Here is a 26525-nt window from a genome sequence, read left to right as displayed (position 1 = left end):
TCTCTATTATACTACGTTACTGATAGTATCTTCCATCATCTTTTTCACCAAATACACCAATATTATAATCGATTCCTGTTACCAACCACCTGCCATCCTCTTTTTTCAGGTGCCACAGGTAGTCTACCGAATAAAACATAGTATCAATATTACCAGCATGGGTAAATTTTGTGCCGATTCTGTGCGGTTCATACCGCCATACCACCATTTCTGCTTCATTGCCGGTTTGCTTTATCGACACAATCTTTCCCACATGCGACATACTGTTTTCCTTTTTCCGCTTTCCCTGCAGCATAGTGAGCAGTTCCTTTTTTCCTTCAAAGGAGTTTCCCGGTATATTCGACTGAATCGTCTCTGTCATAACCGATGCTGTAATCTCAAAGTCATCCTCATCAATCCCCCATGCATACCGGCAGAACAGATCTGCAATCTTTTCTTCCTCTGTCCAGTCTTCCCCATTGTCCATTACCCGCCATGGTGCTTCCTCTTTTGAAATAACAGGATGTTTTTTATAGCCGGTCCAGATATCATAATCAATTAACTTCCACCATCCACGGACAAAGGATGTATTTCCGCATTCCATATCATGGCAGTATTTCAGACTACTCATTTTCCATATCGCATCTTCCTTTATCCAGTTTATCAGATAGTGTCCGCCAAATGTAAACCAGTGTAAATAATAATCTTCCTTCACTCCCACTGTTGCAATCACATATGCCGACTGCACCGCCTGATCCTTTTCCTGAAAAATACATGTATTGTAAATCCGGTACCGGCTGAAATCCAGCTTTGGTCCTCTCCAGACCAATTTCTCTTTGACTGCATCAAATCCCTCCGCATCTCCAACCGTTTCCGACTGCATTCTGCAATCTTTGGCAATGACCACCTCCCAGAACTTCGCATCATTCTTTTCCAGACCCTGGACAAAATATTCAAACTGTTGCTTTATTTTATCTCTTTCTCTCATATGATAAACTCTCTTTCCCCCCGCTTTCTATAACCTGACGGTACCAGTAATAAGATTCTTTTGGAATTCTCTTTCCACTTCCATTTCCTTTGTTATCAAAGTCTACATAAATAATTCCATAGCGTTTATCCATTTCACCTGTACTCACACCTACTAAATCTATACATCCCCACGCCGTATAAGCCTTCACATCCGCACCATCTTCCAGTGCTTCTTTTACGGCATTTATATGTTCCTTTAAATAGGCAATGCGGTAGGTATCCTGAATTTTTCCATTTTCTATATGGTCTCGTGCTCCCAGACCATTTTCCAATACCATAAGCGGGACTTCATACCTTCCATACAATTCATTCAAAGCAATCCGAAGTCCCTCTGCATCAATCTGCCAGCCCCACTCACTTTGTTTTAAATATGGATTCTTCACTCCTGCCATCAGATTTCCCATGGAGGACTCCAATCCCTGCTGTCCACTGATACAGTTCGAAAAATAATAGCTGAATCCACAAAAATCGGCTGTTCCTTTCTGCAAAAGTTCTTTCTCTTCTTTACTGCATGTTATCGAAATCTTATTTTCCCGGAAAAATTTTTTCATATACCATGGATACTTTCCTTTTAACCGCACATCCAGGCAAAGGAGATTGTGAATCTTATGATGCTCCTGTGCCATTCTTACATCCTCCGGTCTGCAGGAATAAGGATAGGTACAGTAATAGGCAATCATTGTACCAACCCTGATATGTGGATATTTTTCATGGGCATATGCACTTACCCATGCCGCCGCAAGAAACTGGTGATGCAAACACCGATATCTTCTTTCCATGTCATCCTGTTCCGGCAAAATATTGCATCCTTCTTTTTCGATTATTCCACCGCCAAATACTGTTCCAAGCGGCAGTGTCAGGCAGTTTATCTCATTAAAAGGAATCCAGTAAACCACCAGATCTGCATATTCATCGATTATGGTTTTTGCATATTTTTCATATAGCGGGATCAGCTTTGGATTACTCCAGCCTTCATATTTCATTGCAAGTGCCAATGGCAGATCATAATGCAGAATTGTAACTATCGGCTCTATCTTATATTTTCTGCAGGTTTCAAACACGCTTCTATAGTAGTCTAAGCCTGCCTGATTCGGAGTTTCTTCCTCTCCCGTTGGGAATATTCTTGTCCACGCAACAGACATCCGGAAACATTGAAATCCTGCTTCTGCAAATAATTTGATATCTTCTTCATAATGCTCATAAAAATGATTTCCATAATGGGATGGATAAATATATTTTTTATCTAAGGAGGGGAAGCATTTTCTCCCCTCCTCCTTATCTCCCAATGCCATACAGTCTGCTATGCTGGCTCCTTTTCCATTTACATTCCAGCCGCCTTCTGTCTGACACGCTGACACAGCACCACCCCACAGAAAATCATCCGGAAAGCTTCCTTTATCTTGCTGCATCCTTTCTCTCTCCTTTACCAAATCCAAACACTGCCATCAAAATAAATCCTGCGACCATACTTACTGCTGCTGCCAGTAAATAGAATCTAAATGTATCTGAAAAATATCCGGATAATCCTAAAATCCCTGCATTGACAAATCCCATTGCCTTACATCCGAAAATCCCCATTATCATACCGCCCAGGGCTCCGGCAATACCAATCACTGCATAAGAACGTTTATATTTCATACATACGCCAAAGAGAATCGGCTCTGTCACTCCGGCAAGTAATGCGGTAATTCCGCTTGCTCCTGCAAGAGATTTTACTTCCTTGTCTTTGCTTCTGAACCAGATAGCAAATGCCACTCCAATCTGTGCATAACAGGTTGCACTCATAAATGCCAATACCGGGTCAGCTCCCATATTTGTAAAATTCAACATGATAATAGGTACCAGTGCCATATGTACACCAAGAATAGTCAGATATCCAACAGTTCCACCTACCAGAATTCCAAACAAAACTGCATTGGTATCATTCAGCCAGTTACTTGCCTTTCCAATCAGATTGGACAATTCACTGGATGCCGGGCCAATTACCAATACACTCAATACCACCATAACAAAAATGGTAATCAGTGGCACAAATAATAACTGGATTGATTTTGGAATAAACCTCTTCAGTAATTTTTCCAGCTGAGCCTGTATAGGTACTATAATTAATGCTGGTATAATCATGGAAGAATATGTTATTACCGTTAGCGGCAGTCCAAATAATGTTAATGGGTCTTCTGCTCCTGCCAGTGCCGTAAAATTCGGTTCCATCAACGCTCCCATGATAACCATTGCAACAACAATATTTGCTTTTAAATATTTTGCTGTATTATATGCAATTAAAAGTGGTATAAAATAAAATACTGCATTTCCTGCTGCTGACAATACAGCATACGTTGCGCTGGTTGCATCCAGCCAGCCTAAATAAGTAAACAAGGACAGGAATCCCTTTAACATACCGGAACCAACCAGTGCCGGAACCAATGGTATGAATGCATTGCTGATATAATCTAATATCTGCTGTCCGATTTTTTTCTTTTCTCCAGCCTCTTCTCCATCTGTAATATCTAATTCTGTAGTTTTGATATTTGCAATTTTGCAGACACAGTCATAGACATCATTTACATCTTTTCCGATGATTACCTGAAACTGTCCTCCTGCATTTTTTATGCCCAGTACTCCCTGTAATGCCTCTATTTCCTCTACTTTCACCAGGCTGGTATCTTTTAATGTAAACCGCAGTCTGGTCATACAATGTGTGCAATTACTTATATTTGCTGCTCCCCCTATTCTTTCCAGTATTTCTTCCGCTATTTTTTCAAATTTACTCTGCATATGAAACACTCTCCTTTCTGCTGCCTCGTTTTATAACAATCATTTTGAACAAAAAATACCCAAAACACATAGCACGCGCTTTACTATGTCCTTTGGGTAATGCTCCTGTTTCCAGGATAACAATCCTCTCGGAAATTTCCATTTGCTGCAACAAAAAAGCTCCTCTTTGGCACCATACAACGAAAAGCTGTACAAGTAATGCCTCCAAGGAGTTACAATCTTGTTCTCAATTGATACATTTATGTTACCATGCAAATTCAGTAATTACAAGCCGTAATATTTGCCAAATTACACCGGCAAATTTCGTCACTTCTGACAGTTTCCAATCACCCGGAATACCTGCTCTGCCGTATAGCTCATATTCTCATATGCCACTGTCTTCTGCATGGCTTCTTCCAATGTCATCACACCTGGTAAAATTGGAAATGCTCCATCTACAAGCTGCATTTCATCCTGCACTTTCCGGACGCCCTGCGGTTCAATGCTGCCGGCAAATACCAGTACCATGCAGTCCTTTTCTTTTGCCCGCTTTGCAATTCCAACCGGCGCTTTTCCCATAGCAGTCTGTCCGTCAAATCTTCCTTCTCCGGTCACTACGATATCAGCTTCACTTAATTCTTTCTCCGGCAATACCGCATCTAATACTATCTCTACGCCCGGACGTAAATCCCCGCCCAGATAAGATGCAAATGCGAAGCCCAGTCCGCCTGCTGCTCCGGCTCCCGGCATGTTCCGGTTGTCTACGCCTAAAGCCTTTTCTGTTACATCAGCAAAATGAGCTAATGCCGCATCCAGTTTTACCACCATGGTCTCGTCTGCGCCCTTCTGTGGTGCAAACACAGCACTGGCTCCTGTTGTGCCACATAATGGATTGGTCACATCACAGGCTATTTCAAAAGCACATTCTTTCAGCCTCTTATCCAACGCTTCCATATCTATCGTTTCCAGGTCTTTCAGTTCTTTTGCTCCAAATCCTATTTCGATTCCATCTTTTTTATAAAAATGACACCCCAAAGCCTGCAGCATTCCGACACCGCCATCATTGGTGGCACTGCCGCCAATTCCAACGATAAACTTACGGCAGCCTCTATCCATGGCATGGCTTATCAGTTCCCCCACACCATAAGTAGTGGTTTCCATTGGATTTCGTTTATCCACTGGCATCAGTGGCAGTCCGGCGGCTTCTGCCATTTCAATGACTGCTGTTTTATCCGGCAGGATACCATACGCTGCCTCGACCTTCTGTCCAAGAGGTCCTGTTACCGCTACCTTTTCCAGACTGCCCTGCAATCCGGTGGTCAGGGCTGTTACTGTTCCTTCTCCACCATCTGCAACCGGCTTTATCATAACTTCTGCTGTTGGTATTGCTTTTTTAATACCATTTTCCACTGCTTTTCCTGCCTCTAAGGAACTTAAGCTGCCTTTTAATGAATCTATTGCTACGATTACTTTCATTGGATTTTCCTCGTTTGTTTATTCTACCACCTGTATAAAAGTTTAAAAGAATCTCTAACTCGAAAGGGAAACTCCGGCCTATTAAGCCAGAGCTTCCCTTCCATTAACTCTGCCAGTTCACAGAACTGACTCTTATTCTTCTGTAGAAGCAGTTACTTCTTCTTTTGCTTCTGTCTCTTCGATTTCATCTGTCACAGGTGCTTCATCGAATCCGTCAAAATCATCAAAGGAGAGTTCTTCCTCTTCGTTTACATCTGTGTTCAGTTTGATGTTACGATAACGCTTCATACCAGTACCAGCCGGAATCAGCTTACCGATAATTACGTTCTCTTTCAGACCAATCAATGGGTCAATCTTGCCCTTGATAGCTGCTTCTGTCAGAACCTTAGTTGTCTCCTGGAAGGATGCTGCTGATAAGAAGGAGTTGGTTGCCAAAGATGCTTTGGTAATACCAAGTAATACCTGTTTACCTTCTGCCGGCTCTTTGCCTTCTTCCTCTAACTGCTCATTCATCTCTTCGTAATCCAGATTATCTACTAATGTTCCTGGCAGGAACTCAGAATCTCCGTTATTTTCAATACGAATCTTCTTTAACATCTGACGAACGATAACCTCGATATGTTTATCATTAATCTCAACACCCTGCAGACGGTATACACGCTGTACTTCCTGAATCAGGTAATCCTGTACGGCACGTACGCCCTTAATCTTAAGGATATCGTGTGGATTTACAGAACCTTCGGTCAGTTCATCACCAGCCTCTAATACTGCGCCATCCATAATCTTAATTCTGGAACCGTAAGGAATCAGATAAGTCTTAGTCTCACCTGTTTCATTGTTTGTTACAATGATCTCACGTTTCTTCTTGGTATCTTTAATGGTTGCAACACCACCAAATTCTGTGATAATTGCAAGTCCCTTAGGCTTTCTTGCCTCAAACAGCTCCTCGACACGAGGAAGACCCTGTGTAATATCGTCACCGGCAACACCACCGTTGTGGAATGTTCTCATGGTAAGCTGTGTACCAGGTTCTCCGATAGACTGAGCTGCGATAATACCAACTGCTTCACCAACCTGTACTGCCTGACCGGTAGCCATATTGCTTCCATAACATTTTGCACAAACTCCGATGTGGGAACGGCAGGTAAGAATGGTACGGATTTTAACCTTGGTTAATGGCTCTCCATTCTCATCTACACCCTTACTCATAATTGCTGCAGCACGTTTTGGTGTAATCATATGGTTTGCTTTTACAAGCACATTACCATCTTTATCGCAAATTGTCTCACAGGAGAATCTTCCTGTAATACGCTCTTCAAGACTTTCGATTTCTTCTTTTCCATCCATGAATGCTTTGACATACATACCAGGAATCTCTCTTCCTGTGCCTGCGCAGCAATCAGATTCACGGACAATCAGGTCCTGTGATACGTCTACCAGACGTCTGGTTAAGTAACCGGAATCGGCAGTACGTAACGCAGTATCGGACATACCTTTTCGGGCTCCATGTGCGGACATGAAGTACTCCAATACTTCAAGACCTTCACGGAAGTTTGATTTGATAGGCAGCTCGATTGTTCTACCGGTTGTATCAGCCATCAAACCACGCATACCTGCTAACTGTTTAATCTGTTTATCAGAACCACGGGCTCCGGAATCTGCCATCATGAAGATGTTGTTGTATTTATCCAGACCGGAAAGCAGTGCTTCTGTCAGCTCATCATCAGTCTCTTTCCATGTTTCAACAACTTCTTTGTAACGCTCTTCCTCTGTAATAAGACCACGTTTGTACTGTCTTGAAATGCGGTCTACCGTATCCTGAGCCTTTGCAATCATTTCCGGTTTCTGAGGCGGTACTGTCATATCTGAAATAGATACGGTCATAGCTGCTCTTGTAGAGTACTTGTAACCCATGGACTTAATATCGTCTAATACTTCAGCGGTCTTGGTTGCTCCGTGTGTATTAATAACTTTTTCCAGAATCTGTTTTAACTGTTTCTTTGCCACATGGAAATCGATTTCCAGTACCAGTTCATTTTCAGGCTTGCTTCTATCTACAAAACCTAAATCCTGAGGAATGATTTCATTGAAGATAAATCTTCCCAGTGTTGACTCAACGACACCAGTCTTAACAGTTCCATCCGGCATGGTCTTATGAACACGCACATGGATTCTGGAATGTAAGGTCAGTGCCTGGTTCTCATATGCCAGAATTGCTTCGTTTACGCTCTTATAGTATCCACCTTCTCCTAAGGAACCTGGTCTTTCCTGTGTCAGATAGTAGATACCAAGAACCATATCCTGTGAAGGAACGGCTACAGGGCCTCCATCAGAAGGTTTTAACAGGTTGTTCGGTGAAAGCAGCATAAAACGGCATTCTGCCTGTGCTTCCTGTGACAGTGGTAAATGGGCAGCCATCTGGTCTCCGTCGAAGTCGGCGTTGTATGCGGTACATACCAATGGGTGAAGCTTAATTGCTTTACCTTCTACCAGGATTGGCTCAAATGCCTGAATACCGAGTCTGTGCAGTGTAGGAGCACGGTTCAGCATAACCGGATGCTCTTTGATGACGTCTTCTAAGACATCCCAGACTTCCGGCTGTAATCTTTCAACCATCTTCTTTGCACTCTTAATATTGTGTGCAGTTCCGTTTGCAACCAGCTCTTTCATAACAAACGGTTTAAACAGCTCGATTGCCATTTCTTTTGGCAGACCACACTGATAAATCTTAAGTTCCGGTCCTACGACGATAACGGAACGTCCAGAGTAGTCTACACGTTTTCCAAGAAGGTTCTGACGGAAACGTCCAGATTTACCTTTCAGCATATCGGACAGAGATTTCAGAGCACGGTTACCAGGTCCGGTTACCGGTCTTCCTCTTCTACCGTTGTCAATCAGGGCATCTACTGCTTCCTGCAGCATTCTCTTCTCGTTACGAACGATGATATCAGGTGCACCTAACTCTAACAATCTTCTCAGACGGTTGTTTCTATTGATAATTCTACGATATAAATCATTTAAATCAGATGTTGCAAAACGTCCACCATCCAGCTGTACCATAGGACGTAAATCTGGTGGGATAACCGGGATAACGGTCATAATCATCCACTCCGGTTTGTTTCCGGATTCACGGAAGGATTCTACCACTTCCAGTCTCTTGATGATTCTTGCACGTTTCTGGCCGGTAGCATCTTTTAATTCTGCTTTCAGCTCTGCTGCGTCTTTTTCCAGGTCAATTGCCTGTAATAACTCAAGAATGGCTTCTGCACCCATTCCAACACGGAAAGAGCTGCCATATTTTTCCCTTGCATCCTGATATTCCTGCTCGGATAATACCTGCTTTACAGATAAATCTGTAGAACCTGCATCCAGTACGATATAGGAAGCAAAGTACAGAACCTTCTCCAATGTTCTTGGAGAAAGATCTAAGATTAATCCCATACGGGATGGAATTCCTTTGAAGTACCAGATATGGGATACCGGAGCTGCAAGCTCGATATGTCCCATACGCTCCCTACGAACGCTGGCTTTGGTAATTTCAACACCACAGCGGTCGCAGACAACACCTTTATAACGAATCTTTTTGTACTTACCACAATGACATTCCCAGTCTTTGCTCGGTCCAAAAATCTTCTCACAGAATAATCCGTCTTTTTCCGGTTTCAAAGTTCTATAGTTAATGGTCTCAGGTTTCTTAACTTCTCCTCTGGACCACTCTCTGATTTTCTCAGGTGATGCCAGACCAATCTGAATTGCATCAAACTGTATCGGCTGGTAAGTTTCCTGTTTTACTGTTCCTGGCATTAATGACACTCCCTTCCTATTTATTCTTCGTCAAGAACTTCATCGGCAGCATCGTCAAAATCGAAGCCTGCGTCATCATCCTCTTCCTCTTCTTCTACGTTGTTGAGTTCTCCACTCTCAGAATCAAATTCCTGTTTGGTAAAGCCCATCTTTCCGAAGGACTCGCTGTCTTCAAACGCGAAATCTTTATCGCCTGAGATAATGGAATTCAAATCTGTGTTACCATATTCGCTGGTCTCCATCAGTTCAACTTCGTTACGGTCTTCGTCTAATACTCTGACATCAAGACCAAGGGACTGAAGTTCTTTGAGAAGTACCTTGAAGGATTCTGGGATTCCCGGTTCAGGGATATTGTCACCCTTAATGATTGCTTCGTATGTCTTCACACGGCCAACCACGTCGTCGGACTTCACAGTCAGAATCTCCTGTAATGTGTAAGATGCACCATAAGCTTCCAGTGCCCAAACCTCCATCTCTCCGAAACGCTGTCCACCAAACTGAGCTTTACCACCCAGAGGCTGCTGCGTTACTAAGGAGTAAGGACCGGTAGAACGTGCATGAATCTTATCATCTACCAGATGATGCAGTTTCAGGTAATGCATGTGGCCAATGGTAACCGGTGAGTCAAATTCTTCTCCAGTACGTCCGTCACGAAGCTGAACCTTTCCGTCACGGGAAATCGGAACGCCCTTCCATAATTCTCTGTGGTCTCTGTTATCGGAAAGATACTGCATTACATCTTCACGCAATGTATCTTTATATTTTGCTTCAAATTCTTCCCAGGTGGAGTTGACATAATCATTTGCCAGTTCCAGGGTATCCTGAATATCAATCTCTCGTGCGCCGTCAAATACAGGAGTCTCAATGTTAAATCCAAGTGCTTTCGCTGCAAGACTTAAGTGAATCTCCAGGACCTGACCGATATTCATACGGGAAGGTACACCCAATGGGTTCAATACAATATCCAGTGGACGGCCGTTCGGCAGGAATGGCATATCTTCTACCGGAAGTACACGGGAAACAACACCCTTGTTACCATGACGTCCAGCCATCTTATCTCCAACGGAGATTTTTCTCTTCTGTGCAATGTAAATACGAACTGCCTGATTTACACCAGGGGATAATTCGTCACCATTTTCTCTTGTAAATACTTTCGCCTCTACAATGATACCATATTCACCATGTGGTACTTTCAAGGAAGTATCTCTTACTTCTCTTGCTTTCTCACCGAAGATGGCACGTAACAGTCTCTCTTCTGCGGTAAGCTCTGTCTCTCCCTTTGGAGTAACCTTACCTACCAGAATATCACCGGCACGAACTTCTGCACCGATACGGATGATTCCTCTTTCATCAAGGTCTTTCAATGCATCATCGCCGACACCAGGAACGTCTCTTGTAATTTCTTCCGGTCCTAATTTAGTATCACGGGCTTCTGCTTCGTACTCTTCAATATGAACAGATGTATAAACATCATCCTGTACTAATCTTTCACTCAGAAGAACAGCGTCCTCGTAGTTGTAACCTTCCCATGTCATGAATCCGATTAACGGGTTCTTTCCAAGAGCAAGCTCACCATTAGAGGTAGATGGTCCGTCAGCAATTACTTCTCCAGCTTCTACATGATCACCTTTGAACACGATTGGTCTCTGGTTGTAGCAGTTGGACTGGTTGCTTCGTGAGAACTTGGTCAGTTTGTATACGTCTCTTGTTCCATCATCATTCTTCATGGTAATCTGGTTTGACTCTGATTTCTCAATAGTACCGGATTTCTTTGCAACTACACATACACCGGAGTCTACTGCAGTCTTGGTTTCCATACCGGTTCCTACTACAGGAGCTTCTGTGGTAAGAAGAGGTACTGCCTGACGCTGCATGTTAGATCCCATCAGCGCACGGTTCGCATCATCGTTCTGCAAGAACGGAATCAATGCGGTAGCAACAGAGAATACCATCTTAGGAGATACGTCCATATAATCAAACATCTGCTTGTCATATTCCTGTGTCTCGTCTAAATAACGGCCGGAAACGGAATTTCTTACGAAATGTCCTTCTTCATCCAGCTTTTCATTCGCCTGTGCCACATGGTAATTATCCTCTTCGTCTGCAGTCATGTATACAACATCTTCTGTAACACGCGGATTCTTAGGATCTGTTTTATCAATCTTACGATATGGAGCCTCAATGAAACCATATTCATTAATTCTTGCATAACATGCCAGTGAGTTGATAAGTCCGATGTTCGGTCCTTCAGGAGTCTCAATCGGGCACATTCTTCCGTAATGGGAGTAGTGTACGTCTCGAACCTCGAATCCGGCACGGTCTCTGGATAAACCACCTGGTCCTAATGCAGATAAACGTCTCTTATGTGTCAGCTCACCCAGCGGGTTGTTCTGATCCATGAACTGTGACAGCTGGGAAGATCCGAAGAACTCTTTCACTGCTGCGGTTACCGGTTTGATATTAATCAGGCTCTGTGGAGAAATTCCTTCCTGATCCTGGGTGGTCATACGCTCACGAACCACACGTTCCATTCTGGAAAGTCCGATTCTGTACTGGTTCTGTAATAACTCACCTACGGCACGGATACGACGGTTACCTAAATGGTCGATATCATCGTCATTTCCAATGCCCCACTCCAAGTGCATATTGTAGTTAACGGATGCAAAAATATCTTCCTTGGTGATATGCTTTGGAACCAGTTCAGATACGTTTTTACGAATTGCTTCCTTGATATCTTCCAAGGATTCATTTTCATCCAGGATTTTCTTTAATGCCGGATAATATACCAGCTCAGTAATACCAACTTCCTTCGGTACTACATCAACATAGGTAGTGAGGTCTACCATCATATTAGAAAGAACTTTTTCATTTCTTTCTTCTGTAGCAATATATACTGCCGGAACAGCTGCGTTCTGAATCTCTTCTGCAAGCTCTCTGGTCAGCTCTGTTCCTTTTTCAATTACCTCTCCGGTAGTCTCAAGAACAACATCTTCAGCCAGCACTTTCCCACGTAAACGGTTCTTAAATGCCAGCTTCTTGTTAAATTTATAACGACCTACTTTTGCCAGGTCATAACGTCTTGGGTCGAAGAACATTGCGGTAATCAGGCTCTCTGCACTGTCAACAGAAAGAGGCTCGCCCGGACGGATCTTCTTATATAATTCCAGAAGACCTTCCTCGTAGCTTGTAGCAACGTCTTTTCCAAAAGATGCTAAAATCTTTGGCTCTTCGCCAAATAAATCTATAATTTCCTGGTTGGTTCCCAGTCCTAATGCACGCAGTAATACTGTGATTGGCACTTTTCTGGTACGGTCAACACGTACATAGAAAATATCATTAGAGTCTGTTTCATACTCTAACCATGCTCCACGGTTCGGGATTACGGTACAGGAATAGAGTTCCTTACCTACTTTATCATGCGCAATGCCATAGTAAATACCAGGGGAACGAACCAACTGGCTTACGATAACACGCTCTGCTCCATTGATAACGAAGGTTCCGGTCTCTGTCATGAGAGGTAAATCGCCCATAAAAATCTCATGTTCATTAATTTCATCTGTTTCTTTGTTATACAGTCTGACTTTTACCTTCAAAGGAGCTGCATAAGTTGCGTCTCTCTGTTTACACTCCGGAATTGTATACTTCACATCATCCTCACATAATGTGAAATCCACAAATTCCAAGCTAAGATGTCCGCTATAATCCTCAATCGGAGAGATATCTGCAAACACTTCTTTCAGGCCCTCGTCTAAGAACCACTGATAAGAATCCTTCTGGACCTCAATCAGGTTTGGCATTTCCAATACCTCTTTTTGTCTTGAGTAACTCATACGTATGCCTTTTCCAGCCTTCACCGGACGTATTCTGTTTTTCTCCATTGACGTTTCACCTCTCGTTTTTTATTCTCAATCCACTAAATTTCAGCAAATTATATTCTTTGGGCTTCATTTCCTAAAAAAGGATATAGTAAAGCCACCTCACCACAATAGTGCAACGTATATGATACCACAAGTAGTTTTCTAAAGTCAAGCATTATTTTCGCACAATATGCATATATTTTTCAATATTGGGGAATAATTTTCATCCTCGCAGTGATGCAGCCTGCCATCTGCGTTTTTTATAACTGCCTAACATCAGAAAAAGCAGCCATGAAATGCTTTTTTCTTTGCATCCCATAGTTGCTTTTTTCTTTATTTTTCTATTCTATTACATATTTCATTATCTATTTTATTGCTTCCGGTTTTATTTTAAGTCCACATCCAGTTCTGCAATACTTTCACCTGCACCATTTTTGTTGGTTACGGATATATGGATTGTACTCTCTCCATTATAAAGCAGCATAATCCGTTCACTCTGGCTTCCATCCTCATTTGGGGTAAACCGGCCGTCTAACCACCACATTGCATTGCCTGCTTCGTCGGTAATAAATATATCCGGGTCATTATATGGGTCATTGTACGGTGCGCCGGTAATATCCGGGAGCTGCATGTCAACGATCAAGACGGCACCGGTTTTGATCACCTGATTTACTGCAACACCATTATCTTCTTTATTTACTGCGATGGTCTCATTCTTGGAAGTATCCACATGCACCGGGAAGGAGAGCTGCCAGTCTCCGCTTACTTTTGTGGTGGTCTGATATTCTCCATTTTCATCCCATGCATCGGAAAGATAGCCTTCTAATGTGTCTATGCTCCAGGTTATGGTAAAATCTTTCAAGTCCGAAATATCAATCGGATTATCATTTTCATCAGTCAATGTTGATAAATCAATTTGTTCCATCTTCACATAGCTTCCGTCCTCTGCCTTTTCAAAAGGCTGCCCGATTGCCGACTGAATCAGTGTTTCATTGATAGAAACATTTTCCATCACCTTATCACTCTGCGGTCCCATAATCCAATCTGATTCATTCAGTTTTTCATTGTCTGTGCTAAGGGTGGTTGTGTAGTAAAGCAGGTAACCATCGCAATACACATCCGAAACGCTTATCTTTACTCCACTCTGGTCTGTTTCCAGCACACACTGATTATCCGAAACCAATTCCGTGGACTCTTTTCCAATGGTAGAATAGATATCCGAAAGTTCCTTTTCATCTTTATCTCCCTGTGTTGCGCCAATCAGTTTTCCGATTGTGTTGCTGTAGATGCTGTCTGCCAGTGCAGAATTAGAAAATCCTGCTACTCCTACTGCAACCGCACAGGCTGCTGCCATTCCTGCCGCAATTTTTCTTATATTTTTATTTTTCTTATTCCTTGTTTCCCTATTCATACGTTTTACCTCCATCCGGATTCTCGTTTTATACCGTTCCTTTTCTTCGGAGGATAACTCTTCTACTTCATATTCATTCAAATCAATTTCCGCATCATTTAACATTTCATAGATTTTATCGTCTTTCATCTCTTCATGCCTCCTTCTGTTTCAAATACATGTTTCTCATTTTCCGCTTTCCTCTGGATACCCGGTTGTAAATGACATCTCTCGGAAGTCCGGTATCTTCGCTTATCTGCTCTACAGATTCTTCCTCTACAAATAATTTCATAAATATTTTCCGGTCAAGAGGTTTCAGGCACAAAAGCAATTGTTCTACTTCATGGCTTAATTCCCCTTCTATCAGTTGTTCTAACATCCTGTCATTTTCCGCCGCTGTCACATCATCCATACAAAGCTGTTCCAAGTCCCGCTTATATTTTCTAAGATAGTCGATGGCTTCGTACCGGGCAATGGCTGCCGTCCAGTTCTTGAAGCTGTTCTTCTTATCATCAAAGGATGCTGCGTGTTCCCAGATGGAAAGCAGCACATCGTTCATGCATTCTTCCTGTTTCTGTGGCATGGTAAATAAGTGTTTCCGGATGACCGCCTTAAGCAATCCACCATACATATCTATGACATAAATCAATGCTTCTTCATTATGCAATTGTAATTGCTGAATATAATTCTTCTCTGTTATCTTCATTGTTATCCTGCCTTTTGCTTCATGCACCATGGTTTGCATTTTTGCAGCTACACTTATTATTACGAATCTGATGTCTTAAATCTATCACTTTTATAAAAATATTTTCTATAAAGCAAAAAACCTCCCGGCATTTCTGCCAGAAGGTCTCTTCATTGTCCATCATCCATAAAAGCTGCCAGTGCCAGCTTCTTCAGGTGGAGTTCATCTTTACCGGAAGCTGTCCCAGTCTTTCTGCATAAATAAGTATGTAATTAGTGGGCACAATACTGCGCTGATGATACTTTTTACCACTCCAACCCCGCCAAAGATGTTGATTACCAGACCGATTGCTGCACATGCAATCATCAGATAGAATCCAACCTTCTTCTGTGCAAACAAAATCAGGCCGGCACCTACGATAATAAGCACTTCTGCAATGAGGCTGACAATCAGCAGTGGCTGAATGAGCATTAACGGAATCATCATTACTCCGGAAATGATATTGATTACAAATACAATCCAGAGCCATACCTTAAGTCCTGTGTTCATAACTAATCTCCTGTTCTTATATTGTTTTCAAGTTACGCTACTATTATTACATATTTCCTTTTTTCGTCAATAGGTCTAAAGTCCTATAAACTACAAGAAAATCGGATCCATATTTCTATGAATCCGATTCCTATCATTTCTAATTCAGTTGTGAATTAAAAATTATTTTAATGTTACTTTAGCACCTTCAGCTTCTAATTTAGCTTTGATGTCATCAGCTGTAGCTTTGTCAGCCTGCTCTTTAACGATCTTAGGAGCGCCATCTACTAAGTCTTTAGCTTCTTTTAAGCCTAAGCCAGTAGCTTCACGAACTACTTTGATAACCTTAACTTTGTTTGGTCCAACTTCTGTTAACTCTACGTCAAACTCAGTCTTCTCTTCTGCTGCTGCTGCGTCTCCACCTGCTGCTGCAACTACAACGCCTGCTGCTGCGGATACACCGAACTCTTCTTCACAAGCTTTTACTAATTCATTTAACTCTAATACGCTTAACTCTTTGATAGCGTCAATCATCTCAGCTGTTGTTAATTTAGCCATTTTAATTTACCTCCGTTTTTGGTTTTGTTTTCAATAAATTGATTGGTTTGCAGATTATTCTGCTGCTGGAGCTTCCTCTGCAGGAGCTTCTACTGGAGCTTCTTCTGCAGGTGCTGCCTCTTCTGCCTTAACTTCTACGTCTGCTGCGCCGCCTTTTTCAGCGATCTGATTAATAACACGAGCGAAGTTTGTAATAGGAGACTGGATACTTCCAAGGAATTTGGAAAGTAATTCTTCTCTGGATGGGATTGTAGCGATTGCTTTCATTCCATCTGCATCATAGAAGGTTCCTTCTACTACGCCGGCTTTAATCTCAAGTGCAGGAGCTGTCTTTGCAAATTTAGCAATTACTCTTGCAGGTGCTGTTGCATCTGTTGTTGAAATTGCGAATGCGTTTGGTCCTTCCAATACGTCGGAAAGGCTTTCGAAATCAGTTCCTTTGATTGCAAAATTAACTAATGTATTCTTATATACTTTATAAGCAACACCAGCTTCTCTTAACTGCTTACGCAGCTGAGTATCTTCTGCAACGGTAAGTCCACGGTAGTCAACGACTACTACTGACTGTGCATCTTTAATCTGCTCAGAAATTTCCTGTACGATAGGCTGTTTAAGTTCTACTTTTGCCACGAATCGTGCACCTCCTTCTTTATTTTTCATCTTGCGAAAGACAGGTACATTACCTTAAAAAATCCTCTCTGTGGAAGACAGAGAGGATTTGAAATCTCATTTACAAATACATAAGTATCTGCATTTCCTCGGTAGGTTCTCTACGGTTACGCCTTACGGCACCTACTGTCTTCGGCAATATGCTTTGCTATTATAGCAATTAATATCTTGGATGTCAATAACAAAAACTAAACAAGCTTCAGTGGGTTGATTTTTACACCCGGTCCCATGGTAGGAGCTACAGAAACGCTCTTCATGTACTGACCTTTTAATGTAGCCGGTTTTGCTTTGTTTACGGCATCAATAAGAGTCTGGAAGTTGTCCGCTAATTGTTCTTCACTAAAGGATGCTTTTCCAATTGGCACATGGATAATATTTGCTTTGTCTAATCTATACTCGATTTTTCCGGCTTTGATATCGTTTACTGCCTTGGTAACGTCCATAGTAACAGTTCCAGCTTTTGGGTTTGGCATTAAGCCCTTCGGTCCAAGTACACGACCAAGACGTCCAACAACACCCATCATATCAGGAGTTGCAACAACAACGTCGAAGTCAAGCCATCCTTCGTTCTGGATCTTCGGAATTAATTCCTCTCCACCAACGAAATCAGCACCTGCTGCCTGAGCCTCGTCTAATTTGGTTCCCTTTGCGAATACTAATACTTTTACAGCTTTACCAGTTCCGTGTGGTAATACAACTGCACCACGGATCTGCTGATCTGCATGACGTCCGTCACATCCGGTACGAATGTGAACTTCGATAGTCTCATCAAATTTTGCAACGGCTGCTTTCTTTGCAAGTCCGATTGCTTCTGCCGGATCATATAAAGTTGCTCTATCAATTGATTTTGCAGCTTCTAAATATTTCTTTCCTCTTTTCATTCTAAATAACCTCCTGTGGTATTATCGGGAGTGGTACCCTCCCACGTTTCCATTTAGTCCTCTACTTCGATTCCCATACTTCTTGCTGTTCCTGCAATCATGCTCATTGCAGCTTCAACAGATGCAGCATTTAAGTCTGGCATTTTCAGTTCAGCGATTTCCTGAAGCTTAGCTTTAGAAATCTTTGCAACTTTTGTCTTGTTCGGAGTTGCAGATGCACTCTTTAAGTTGCAGGCTTTTTTCAGCAGTACTGCTGCTGGAGGAGTTTTTGTAATGAAGCTGAAGCTTCTGTCTGCGTAAACAGTGATAACTACAGGAACGATTGTATCTCCCATATCTGCTGTTTTTGCATTAAACTGTTTTGTGAATTCCACAATATTCACACCATGCTGACCTAAAGCAGGTCCAACAGGTGGTGCCGGAGTTGCTTTGCCGGCAGGAATCTGCAATTTGATATATCCTTCTACTTTCTTTGCCATTTGAGGTTGCCTCCTTTAATTCATCTTCTTTACATCTGAAAAACTAATCTCGACCGGAGTCTCCCGGCCAAATAAATCCACATTAATCGTACAAATCTGTTTTCCGTGATCCATACGCTGGATAACACCGATGGTGTCCTTCCACACACCACCGATTACAACGACGGTATCGCCTTCATCGAAATCTACGACAATGTTGTCTGACTTGATTCCCAGTGGTCTCATTTCAGCGTCAGTGAGTGGTACCGGCTTAGATCCCGGTCCAACAAATCCGGTTACGCCTCTGGTATTTCTTACCACATACCAGGTATCATCATTCATGACCATATTGATAAGCACATATCCCGGGAACATTTTCTTCTGAACCTGCTTTTTCGCACCGTTCTTAAGCTCGACAACATCCTGCATCGGTACTCTGACTTCGAGTATCTGCTCTTCTAAATGCCGGTTCTCGATTGCCTTATCGATGTTCGCTTTGACCTTATTCTCATAACCTGAATAGGTATGAACTACATACCAGTGTGCCTCTGCCATAATCACCTATGCCTCCATTATAAATTCACTAGAAAATTCACACCGTACTGGATGATTGTATCCAGAAGTGTAATTATCAGACCAAGTACAACTGACACAATAACAACTGCTGTTGTCTGACGGGCAAGTGATTCTTTTGTAGGCCAAATGATTTTTTTGAATTCAGCCTTAAGACCGGCGAACCAGCTCTCTTTTACTGCTGTGTTCTTGTTTTCGGTTTCTCCCATTTTGTCACTTCCTTTTCTTTTTGCTCATTGTCACGCATTCACAAATTATTTTGTTTCTTTGTGTAATGTATGAGTCTTGCAGAATCTACAATACTTCTTTGTCTCCATTCTGTCTGGATGAGCTTTCTTGTCTTTTGTCATGTTGTAATTACGCTGCTTGCATTCTGTGCATGCTAATGTAATCTTTGTGCGCACAACTTCCACCTCCATTACTTTCTTTGTGTTTTCTATGCCTATTTTTAGGCATAAAAAAAAGACTTACTTCCAAGCTAGTCTATGATAGCACAAACCACATGGAGCGTCAACTCTTTTTTCACATTCTCTGTAAACTTGTAATCCAGTACATATATTACCACAAAATCTAGCGTTTTTGCAACATTTTTTGTATATCTTGTAGATGACTTTTTCTTATTTTTATGCTATATTAGATATGTATAAATGGATTTTACTATACCCCGGCATTAAGAAGATGCACATTTCATGGAAGAAAGGAGGGGGTTATTTATGGCATCTGCTATTCTTGATAATATGTATAACTATTATCTTACAACTTATGGCAAGTCTACCGTTTCCCGGTATGATTCCCACAAGAAGAGTGAGTTGCGCTCTGTTTACAATAATATTGTAAAAATCAATAAAGAATCCCCTCTTTACAAAATAAAAGATTCTGCTGATGCACAGAAGTTTGCTATCGATATCAAAGAGCATGCCCGTGATTTAAAAAATGTCATTGCTTCTTTATCCACCGGTGACAGTCTTGCAGAGGCTTTTCAGAAAAAAATTGCCGTTTCTGATCAGGATGATATTGTTGATGCAGATTATATTGGAAACGGAGATTCCGGCGAGAATACCAACAGCTTTCAGATGGAAATCAAGAAGCTTGCTTCTCCGCAGTTAAACTACGGTAATTACTTAAAGGATGACCAGCTTGCTTTTAAACCAGGCAGTTATTCCTTTGATCTGAATACCAGCAGTGCTTCCTATGAGTTCCAGTTCAATGTAAATCCGGATGATACCAACCGGAGTGTCCAGGATAAGCTGGCAAAGCTTTTCAATACTGCCAGCATTGGCATTCACGCAGATGTTAAAGAAGATGACTCCGGCCACAGTGCCCTGGTCTTAACTTCCAGACAGACCGGTCTTAAGGATGACGAAGATTTTCTGTTCCAGATTCTGCCGGGAACTTCCAACGAATCCATACAGGCAATGGATAAGCTTGGTATTAACAAGGTTACGGATGCAGCTTCCAATTCCGTTTTTCTGTTAAACGGTACGGAACACAGTTCCTATTCCAATACGTTTACCATCAACAATACTTTTGAAGTACACCTGAAAGCGGTCAGCCCGGAAGGCAGACCTGCTACCCTTGGTTTTAAAGCAAATGTGGATGCCGTTGCCGATAATATTCAGGAACTGGTGGATTCCTATAATTCCATGGTGGATACCGCTAATGAATACCGCGAGTCGCAGCCGACCAGCCAGAAGCTGCTTTCTGATATGAGCGGTGTTGCACAGCATTTTAAAAATGATTTTGAAGCCATCGGACTTATTATAAATTCTGATTCTACTATTTCCGTTGACCGGGATTTACTGGCGGACGCTGTCGAATCGGATGATGCCGCCGAGAGTTTCCATGTATTAAACCGCTTTAAGAATGCCTTAAGTGCAAAAGCCAACCAGGCTTCCTTAAATCCGATGCAGTACGTGGACAAAGTAATTGTTGCTTACAAGAACCCGGGCAAGAATTTTGCCACACCTTATATTACGTCTATGTACTCTGGTTTGATGCTGGATAAATATTTATAAGACCTGACTTTTACATGTGGAAAAAATCAGGTCTTATTTTTTTGCCGCCGGTAGCAGGTTATGTTCTTTATTTTGCGAAGCTGGTGCTTTGTGTATACAATTCATCCGGACAGATATCCTGACCTTCCGGCCATACAACAGTATATCCATCTGTTCTTACCCTTCTAAAGTAATCCGGGTTCTCCAATTTTCCATACCACGAGCCTTTTATATATGGTTTAACATCAAACCGCTTTCTTTCTCCATTATCAAATTCAACATCAAGAATATAACCTTCTTCCGCCCGAACGCTTGTAGCCGTTGGTCTAAGCATCTTCATATCCTCCTTGTTCTGTTCCATTATTTTAATGGAGCTATCCGGAAATAGCCTTCTCCCTCACTTAGCATTTTCCAATTGGCATATAATTCATCTTCATGGATTGTCATCCATGCCAATAGCATTTTTAACTGCCGATTAGGGAACTTGCCTTCCAATACTTCTCCATTCAGCGAAACTACAATTTCCTCTTCTCCATACAACGCATGAATATGTGGTTTACTATGTTTTCCACCTTTTTCACTCTGCATGCGTACAATAATTCCATAAAACATTGATAATGCTGGCACTTCGTTCTTCCTCCTATGCAATTTTTCACAGGAGTTTTCTAAAAAAATCCTGCTTTTTTTGTGAGTTTAAAGCATGAATTTTTCAAGAAATATAAGATGTGTTCATTGATTCTATGAAATGAGGCATTATACGGATTCCTTTTTGCATATTGCCAAAATTATGAAAAAATATGCTTCGTAGCTATTGTAACATAACCGTCGAAGCATATACAATACAAGTTTCTAAAAACACTGTAAAGCGTCTCTAATTTTTTTATAAATCCACTATCTTCTACTCCTCCCCAATCTTTTCCAACATAAACTTCAAACGTTTCCGATAGCTGCAGCAGTTCTTCACTTTCTCATAACCGTTCTTTGCTATCTGCTGTCGTTCTTCCTCATGGGTAAGATAGTAGCTGCATTTTTCTACCAGTTCTGCTTCGGATTCAAAGCAAGCCAAATCTTTTCCAATTTCAAAATAATCCGGTAATTCTGCCTGATAATTGGTCAACAGGAATCCACCTGCACCAAGTACATCAAAAATCCGTAGAGGCAACCCGCTCTTGATATTCGGAATCGTAAAATTAAGATTGATTTTCGAATAGTGGAATACCTTCGGCATCTCCGACCAATAATCTACTGAGCCGCAATTCTTTACCCGAAGCAAAGTATCTCCGCCTGTATTTGTATAAAGGTTTACCGGGAATTTAGCCACCAGCGCCAGCAATGCACGCTGCCGCTGCAAAGAAGCAGTTTTAAATCCAAGCACCGTTGTTGCAAATACCAGCCCCAGATCAGAAAAAGAATCCTTCGATTTCTTCAGTTCAAAATATTCCGATACACGCTCTAAGATATCCGCAGTCAACATCGGTTCGATTATATTGCCGCCGCTGATATTAAGCTGTGCCTCCATGACAGCATCAAAATAACCCCGCAAATATTCCGGGAACCTTTTTTCCAGTTCATCATAGCTGTTCTTCTCATATAAATTTCCTACAAAAGAAATCCCGCCTGCAAAATCCCGCACCGAATGTTTTGAGGCATTCCCACTATCTGTTTCTGCTAACTGCATTTTATCCATAGTATCCTGTGCAAATAGCTCATCCAGCCGGTTCGTATCCACTGCCAGCGGCAGATGCCAGATATGTTTTATGCCCATTCCCTTGAATTCTAGATAATTGGTCTTATCAAAGAGAAAGAAATAATTGCAGTCCAAGAATACATTCTTGTGATACATGCTAAGCAGCGGGCTGTCACAGCTCCAGGATACATACTTTATCCCCATCTGCTGGCATACTCCGGAAATCACTGCAAAATAATTCACCGTAAAGACAAAGTCATAGTTTTTCTGCTGCAAGATACCATGCAAACGTGCCGCAAACACTTCATCCTCATCATAGCTTTCCAGTTCCTGCTCAATTACATCCACCTGATGTCCCATGGATTGGAATGTTGCAATGATGTCTATGTAGTTGTAGGAATTCCAGCGGTAAACCAAAATATTCATGGGGTGGCTCCTTTGCTATCTTATAGTCTTCCTTCTCTGATAATTCTTACTGTATGTGCCGTACCTTCTTCTCCACCAAAAAGTCCCTGCCAGCCCAGCAACTCCAGCTTTTCCCCATTCAGGCTGGAATTATCCATGGGATTAAATGCTTGTCGTTCTTCTTCTTTGGGAATTTGAAGCTGCACCTGAACCCCTGCTTCCTTTGCAAATTGCTCTGCCAGCTCTTTTATAGACATAATGGAATTTCTATTTGAAATATTATATGCCAGTTCCTTTTTTCCTTTTAAAAGTAAAAATAAAATTGCTGATGCACAATCCAACGCATAGCAATAGGACCTTATCTGCGTACCATTACTTTTCATAATAAGATTCTTGCCATCTGCTGCATCATATGCAAACATGGAAGATACACGATTATCCTCTCTCCGAGCTGTAGGTCCATAAATATGTCCTGGACGTGCAACTGTAACATGAAGATCATATTCTTTTGCATAACTGATGCACATTGTCTCTGCTGCACGTTTTCCCATAGAGTAAGAAGATCTCGGATTCAGCAAATCTATATATCCATATTCCGACTCTTCCAATGGATTTTCACCTGCATGTTTTCCATACACTTCACTGGAAGAAATAAATACCATCCGCTGAATCTTCTGTTCCACTCCATACTTTAATATCTGATCTGTTCCATATAATGCTACCCGCATCGTTTCTACCGGACTTTGAGTAAACATTTTCGGATAGGCAATTCCTGCACCATGAATAATATAGTTCACCGGGCATTCAAATTTAATTTTTCCAGTAGCTTCATATGGAACAATATGGAACCAGGCTGCTTTTTCATAAGGCTTGAATTTTTCTTCTATCTGTTTCTCATTTCTACCGGCTGCATATAGTTCAACCGGCACATTTCTATCCTTGTTGTACCAGATTAATAAATCTGCAATCGCAGCACCAATCAATCCAGTTGCACCAGTCAGCAATACTTTTTTTCCTTCTAACGCCTTTAAGATATCATTGGTTGACTCAATTGTTTTTTGCAAATCTTTCCGATATGTCTCGCTGTTATATCTGCTCATTTTGCCTTCCTACTTTAACCACTCTGACCGTTTTGCCAGCAGCAGTGCCTTAAATATATCAACATCATCCACTGTTGTAATTTTTATATTCTTCTCTGAGCCCATGGAAAAATGCACCTGTTTTCCCAGTTCTATCATCAATGTACAGGAAGCCACCGAATTAGTTATTCCTGCTTTTTCTGCTTCTCGATGCAATTGGCAGATATCCCCTAATTTAAATCCATGCGGAGTTTGTGTCCGCTTTAATTTTTCCCTTGGATAACTTCCCGTAGATACCATGCCATCTTCTGTTTCAAGCATTGCCTCTGCACATGGAATAACCGGAATTGCATTTCCGAACTGTTTTGTCTTCACAATGCAGTCTAATATAATATCTGCCGATACCATTGGTCTGTTCGCATCATGTATCAATATAATATCATCTTTTTCATATTCTTTTTCCAATGCATAAATTCCATTTCGGATAGATGCCTGTCCGCAGTCTCCACCCGGGAAAATATGTTGTAATTTAGTTATATTAAATTGTCTGGCATATGCTTCTAATACATGTTCCCATCCTTCCAGACACACTACCGCAATAACATCTATTTCAACATGTTTCTGAAATGCCTCTAATGTATATACAATAACAGGTTTTTCATTTACCGTAAGAAACTGCTTCGGAATATCCTGTTTCATTCTTGTACCTGCACCACCTGCAATCAATAATGCAATATTCATTTGTTTTCCTCCCTCACATAATAACCCAGTCGATTTAATTCTTCTTTTGAGAAAATATCTTCCGGCTCTAGCAGTTGAATTTTGGATACACTTAAATGTGCCTTTCGTTCTTCTTTTGGAGGAAGTTTCCTGTAATCTCCATATAATTCCCTCAGATAATTATCATATTCCTTAAACACCCGGAAAGAATATCCTTCAAATTGCATATCCATCATTTCATCAAAGCACTCTGCCGGCATACCATATTTTCCATGCGGATAAGGATATGTCATATGACTGACCAATGTTGTCCTTTTCCTGTTACACCTTCCGGCAATTCGATTCCGCCAGGAAAATATGGTATCTCTTGGAACTACACGATATAAACAGCCAAACCACTTCCTTTTCAATCCGGAAGAAGCTGCCTTCATCCCCAGTTCAGAATACAACAGTTTACGAATTACATAGCATGCCATATAATGCAGCCTTCTTAAAATATATCCATCCGGAACATTATCAACTACAAATATGTCAAGAAAAATTCCTCTTGTGCTCTGCATATGTTCCTGTCCCAGCCGGACAAATTCTGTTCCCTTACGCCGCAGCTTTGCATAGCCCCAGCGATAGTTCTTATCTGTCCGGTATTCCTGCAAAGTAAAACGTTTCTGATCCAGTTCTCTTTTACACGCTTTATAAAATCTCTGATATTCTTTTCTTCGCATAATGACATCTACATCATCATCCCATGGAATAAATCCTCCATGACGCACTGCCCCAAGCAGGCTTCCTCCGTCCAGCGAATATGCAATCTGATATTTCCGGCAGATACGGTCTACTTCTATCAGCATCTCCAATAAATCCAACTGCAACTTACGCAGTTCCTGATCCGATAATATGATTTCAGTGTTGTTCTGTTCTACTATATCTTTCTTACGACCGTTCAACTTCAAGAAATGCCTCCCAAAACTGTTTCATGTATTTTTTTGCTCCGGTGGAAATCCGTATCCATCCACTCAATACACCCTTCTTATAATCCCGAATCCAGATTCCTTTTTCTTTTAATTCTGCCACAACCTCTGCCGATGGTTTTACCGGCTTCACCAGAATATAGTTCCCCTCTCCGGCATAACAGGTATACTCTTTCTTTTCCAGTTTCTTTAACAGCCACTGTCTGCCTTCCCGCTCCTTTTTTTTCAGTTTCTTTTCCAAATCACTGTCCTGGATCACTTCCAGTGCAAACAGAATCGCAACATTATTTACATTAAAAGTTGACTCCGCATTTTCAATATAGGAAATAAGTTGCTCACATCCCGCAACATATCCGATTCGAAGTCCTGCCATGGAAAATAGTTTGGAAAATGTCCGAAGCACCATAAGATTGTCATATTTTTTAACCAAAGAAATAGCACTCTTTTTATAAAAATAATGATAGGCTTCATCAATCACTACGAACGCCCCCATCTCTTGCGCTTTTCTTATAATTTCTTCTATTTCATTGTCCTTATATACCGTTCCAATCGGGCTGTTGGGATTCAGCAATACAACAATATTGGTCTGAGTGTCTATTTCTTTACAAATGTCATTTACATCAACCGTAAAATCATCGTGATATTCTACCATCACATGCTGCATTCCAAACATTTTGGCATATACATCATACATTTCAAAGGTCGGTGCAACTGTAACAACTTTCCCACCTGCTTTTGCAAAACATTGGAATATCAGCCGCATTGCCTCATCTGACCCCGCCGTTACAGAAATATTTTCATAAAGCAATGCATCATGTTTCGCAATTGCTTCCATAAGTCTATCTTTCTGTGGATATGTTGCAAGATACTCCGGTGTGATTTTTTCCATCACCCGCCGAAACACTTTTTCCGGAAGTCCGCCCGGATTTTCATTCATATCCAGTCGAAGTACACCTTCCCGGTTATCATGAAATTTTACTCTGTATAAATCCTTAATATTTTCATTGATGTAATACATATGTATTTCCTCT

Annotated in this window: 24 protein-coding genes and 1 other annotated feature; of the genes, 1 reads left to right on the top strand and 23 read right to left on the bottom strand. The window is 41.5% G+C overall.

What is annotated here, in order from left to right:
• Positions 1 to 16 precede the first annotated feature (16 nt).
• The 16 genes from DWW33_RS12060 to rpmG all read right to left on the bottom strand — a co-directional run bounded on the left by DWW33_RS12060 (position 17) and on the right by rpmG (position 19045).
• Complete coding sequence (locus DWW33_RS12060; protein WP_117697259.1) at positions 17 to 967, bottom strand: nuclear transport factor 2 family protein; 951 nt, start codon at positions 965 to 967, stop codon at positions 17 to 19.
• Positions 951 to 2417: a glycoside hydrolase family 1 protein gene (locus tag DWW33_RS12055; protein ID WP_118639597.1), complete on the bottom strand. Its 1467-nt coding sequence runs from the start codon at positions 2415 to 2417 to the stop codon at positions 951 to 953. Before DWW33_RS12055 ends, DWW33_RS12060 begins: the two co-directional genes overlap by 17 nt.
• The gene (locus DWW33_RS12050; RefSeq protein ID WP_117841450.1) at positions 2404 to 3783 is read right to left on the bottom strand and encodes a PTS transporter subunit EIIC; all 1380 of its coding nucleotides are present in this window, start codon (positions 3781 to 3783) and stop codon (positions 2404 to 2406) included. The genes DWW33_RS12055 and DWW33_RS12050 overlap by 14 nt, the downstream gene beginning before the upstream one ends.
• 306 nt (positions 3784 to 4089) lie before the next feature.
• Complete coding sequence (locus tag DWW33_RS12045; RefSeq protein WP_118639596.1) at positions 4090 to 5238, bottom strand: glycerate kinase family protein; 1149 nt, start codon at positions 5236 to 5238, stop codon at positions 4090 to 4092.
• 132 nt (positions 5239 to 5370) lie between these two features.
• Positions 5371 to 9042, bottom strand: coding sequence for a DNA-directed RNA polymerase subunit beta' (gene rpoC / locus DWW33_RS12040; RefSeq protein WP_117697278.1), 3672 nt, complete (start codon positions 9040 to 9042; stop codon positions 5371 to 5373).
• A gap of 20 nt (positions 9043 to 9062) precedes the next feature.
• Positions 9063 to 12920, bottom strand: a complete 3858-nt coding sequence (gene rpoB, locus DWW33_RS12035; RefSeq protein ID WP_117946051.1) for a DNA-directed RNA polymerase subunit beta — start codon at positions 12918 to 12920, stop codon at positions 9063 to 9065.
• Between the two features lie 364 nt (positions 12921 to 13284).
• Positions 13285 to 14439, bottom strand: a complete 1155-nt coding sequence (locus DWW33_RS12030) for a DUF4179 domain-containing protein (protein ID WP_117946048.1) — start codon at positions 14437 to 14439, stop codon at positions 13285 to 13287.
• Between the two features lie 4 nt (positions 14440 to 14443).
• On the bottom strand, positions 14444 to 14995 hold the full coding sequence (locus DWW33_RS12025; protein WP_118173120.1) for a sigma-70 family RNA polymerase sigma factor: 552 nt from the start codon (positions 14993 to 14995) through the stop codon (positions 14444 to 14446).
• Positions 14996 to 15202: 207 nt separating this feature from the next.
• Entirely contained in the window at positions 15203 to 15523 is a 321-nt protein-coding gene (locus tag DWW33_RS12020) for a hypothetical protein (protein WP_118056678.1), read from the bottom strand.
• A gap of 162 nt (positions 15524 to 15685) precedes the next feature.
• Positions 15686 to 16060, bottom strand: a complete 375-nt coding sequence (gene rplL, locus DWW33_RS12015; RefSeq protein WP_117697286.1) for a 50S ribosomal protein L7/L12 — start codon at positions 16058 to 16060, stop codon at positions 15686 to 15688.
• 54 nt (positions 16061 to 16114) lie between these two features.
• A complete protein-coding gene (rplJ, locus tag DWW33_RS12010; RefSeq protein WP_022242927.1) occupies positions 16115 to 16690 on the bottom strand; it encodes a 50S ribosomal protein L10 in 576 nt (191 codons plus the stop codon).
• A 47-nt stretch (positions 16691 to 16737) separates the two neighbouring features.
• Positions 16738 to 16883: a sequence feature (ribosomal protein L10 leader region), on the bottom strand.
• Positions 16884 to 16917: 34 nt separating this feature from the next.
• Complete coding sequence (gene rplA / locus DWW33_RS12005) at positions 16918 to 17610, bottom strand: 50S ribosomal protein L1 (RefSeq protein WP_022242926.1); 693 nt, start codon at positions 17608 to 17610, stop codon at positions 16918 to 16920.
• Between the two features lie 53 nt (positions 17611 to 17663).
• Positions 17664 to 18089: a 50S ribosomal protein L11 gene (gene rplK / locus DWW33_RS12000; protein WP_022242925.1), complete on the bottom strand. Its 426-nt coding sequence runs from the start codon at positions 18087 to 18089 to the stop codon at positions 17664 to 17666.
• A gap of 15 nt (positions 18090 to 18104) precedes the next feature.
• Positions 18105 to 18623, bottom strand: a complete 519-nt coding sequence (nusG, locus tag DWW33_RS11995) for a transcription termination/antitermination protein NusG (RefSeq protein ID WP_022242924.1) — start codon at positions 18621 to 18623, stop codon at positions 18105 to 18107.
• Positions 18624 to 18640: 17 nt separating this feature from the next.
• Complete coding sequence (secE, locus tag DWW33_RS11990) at positions 18641 to 18850, bottom strand: preprotein translocase subunit SecE (protein WP_022242923.1); 210 nt, start codon at positions 18848 to 18850, stop codon at positions 18641 to 18643.
• Positions 18851 to 18895: 45 nt separating this feature from the next.
• Positions 18896 to 19045, bottom strand: coding sequence for a 50S ribosomal protein L33 (gene rpmG / locus DWW33_RS11985; RefSeq protein ID WP_117697288.1), 150 nt, complete (start codon positions 19043 to 19045; stop codon positions 18896 to 18898).
• A 309-nt stretch (positions 19046 to 19354) separates the two neighbouring features.
• Between rpmG and fliD the strand changes: the two genes are divergently transcribed.
• The gene (fliD, locus tag DWW33_RS11980; RefSeq protein WP_117841464.1) at positions 19355 to 20656 is read left to right on the top strand and encodes a flagellar filament capping protein FliD; all 1302 of its coding nucleotides are present in this window, start codon (positions 19355 to 19357) and stop codon (positions 20654 to 20656) included.
• 67 nt (positions 20657 to 20723) lie between these two features.
• Here fliD and DWW33_RS11975 read toward each other — a convergent pair whose 3' ends face one another.
• The 7 genes from DWW33_RS11975 to DWW33_RS11945 all read right to left on the bottom strand — a co-directional run bounded on the left by DWW33_RS11975 (position 20724) and on the right by DWW33_RS11945 (position 26512).
• Positions 20724 to 20969, bottom strand: coding sequence for a DUF2442 domain-containing protein (locus DWW33_RS11975; protein ID WP_022242921.1), 246 nt, complete (start codon positions 20967 to 20969; stop codon positions 20724 to 20726).
• Between the two features lie 26 nt (positions 20970 to 20995).
• The gene (locus DWW33_RS11970) at positions 20996 to 21262 is read right to left on the bottom strand and encodes a DUF4160 domain-containing protein (RefSeq protein ID WP_022242920.1); all 267 of its coding nucleotides are present in this window, start codon (positions 21260 to 21262) and stop codon (positions 20996 to 20998) included.
• A gap of 271 nt (positions 21263 to 21533) precedes the next feature.
• The gene (locus tag DWW33_RS11965) at positions 21534 to 22748 is read right to left on the bottom strand and encodes a CgeB family protein (protein WP_118088081.1); all 1215 of its coding nucleotides are present in this window, start codon (positions 22746 to 22748) and stop codon (positions 21534 to 21536) included.
• A 20-nt stretch (positions 22749 to 22768) separates the two neighbouring features.
• Positions 22769 to 23827: an NAD-dependent epimerase/dehydratase family protein gene (locus DWW33_RS11960; protein ID WP_118639595.1), complete on the bottom strand. Its 1059-nt coding sequence runs from the start codon at positions 23825 to 23827 to the stop codon at positions 22769 to 22771.
• 9 nt (positions 23828 to 23836) lie between these two features.
• The gene (locus DWW33_RS11955) at positions 23837 to 24547 is read right to left on the bottom strand and encodes an IspD/TarI family cytidylyltransferase (RefSeq protein WP_117841468.1); all 711 of its coding nucleotides are present in this window, start codon (positions 24545 to 24547) and stop codon (positions 23837 to 23839) included.
• On the bottom strand, positions 24544 to 25476 hold the full coding sequence (locus DWW33_RS11950) for a LicD family protein (protein WP_199650778.1): 933 nt from the start codon (positions 25474 to 25476) through the stop codon (positions 24544 to 24546). Before DWW33_RS11950 ends, DWW33_RS11955 begins: the two co-directional genes overlap by 4 nt.
• Complete coding sequence (locus DWW33_RS11945; RefSeq protein WP_118639594.1) at positions 25457 to 26512, bottom strand: pyridoxal phosphate-dependent aminotransferase; 1056 nt, start codon at positions 26510 to 26512, stop codon at positions 25457 to 25459. The genes DWW33_RS11950 and DWW33_RS11945 overlap by 20 nt, the downstream gene beginning before the upstream one ends.
• Positions 26513 to 26525 lie beyond the last annotated feature (13 nt).

The organism is Roseburia sp. AF15-21 (assembly GCF_003479505.1).
In the GTDB taxonomy this organism is placed as follows: Bacteria; Bacillota; Clostridia; order Lachnospirales; family Lachnospiraceae; genus Roseburia_C; species Roseburia_C amylophila.
This window is presented reverse-complemented; position numbering and strand designations above follow the sequence as displayed.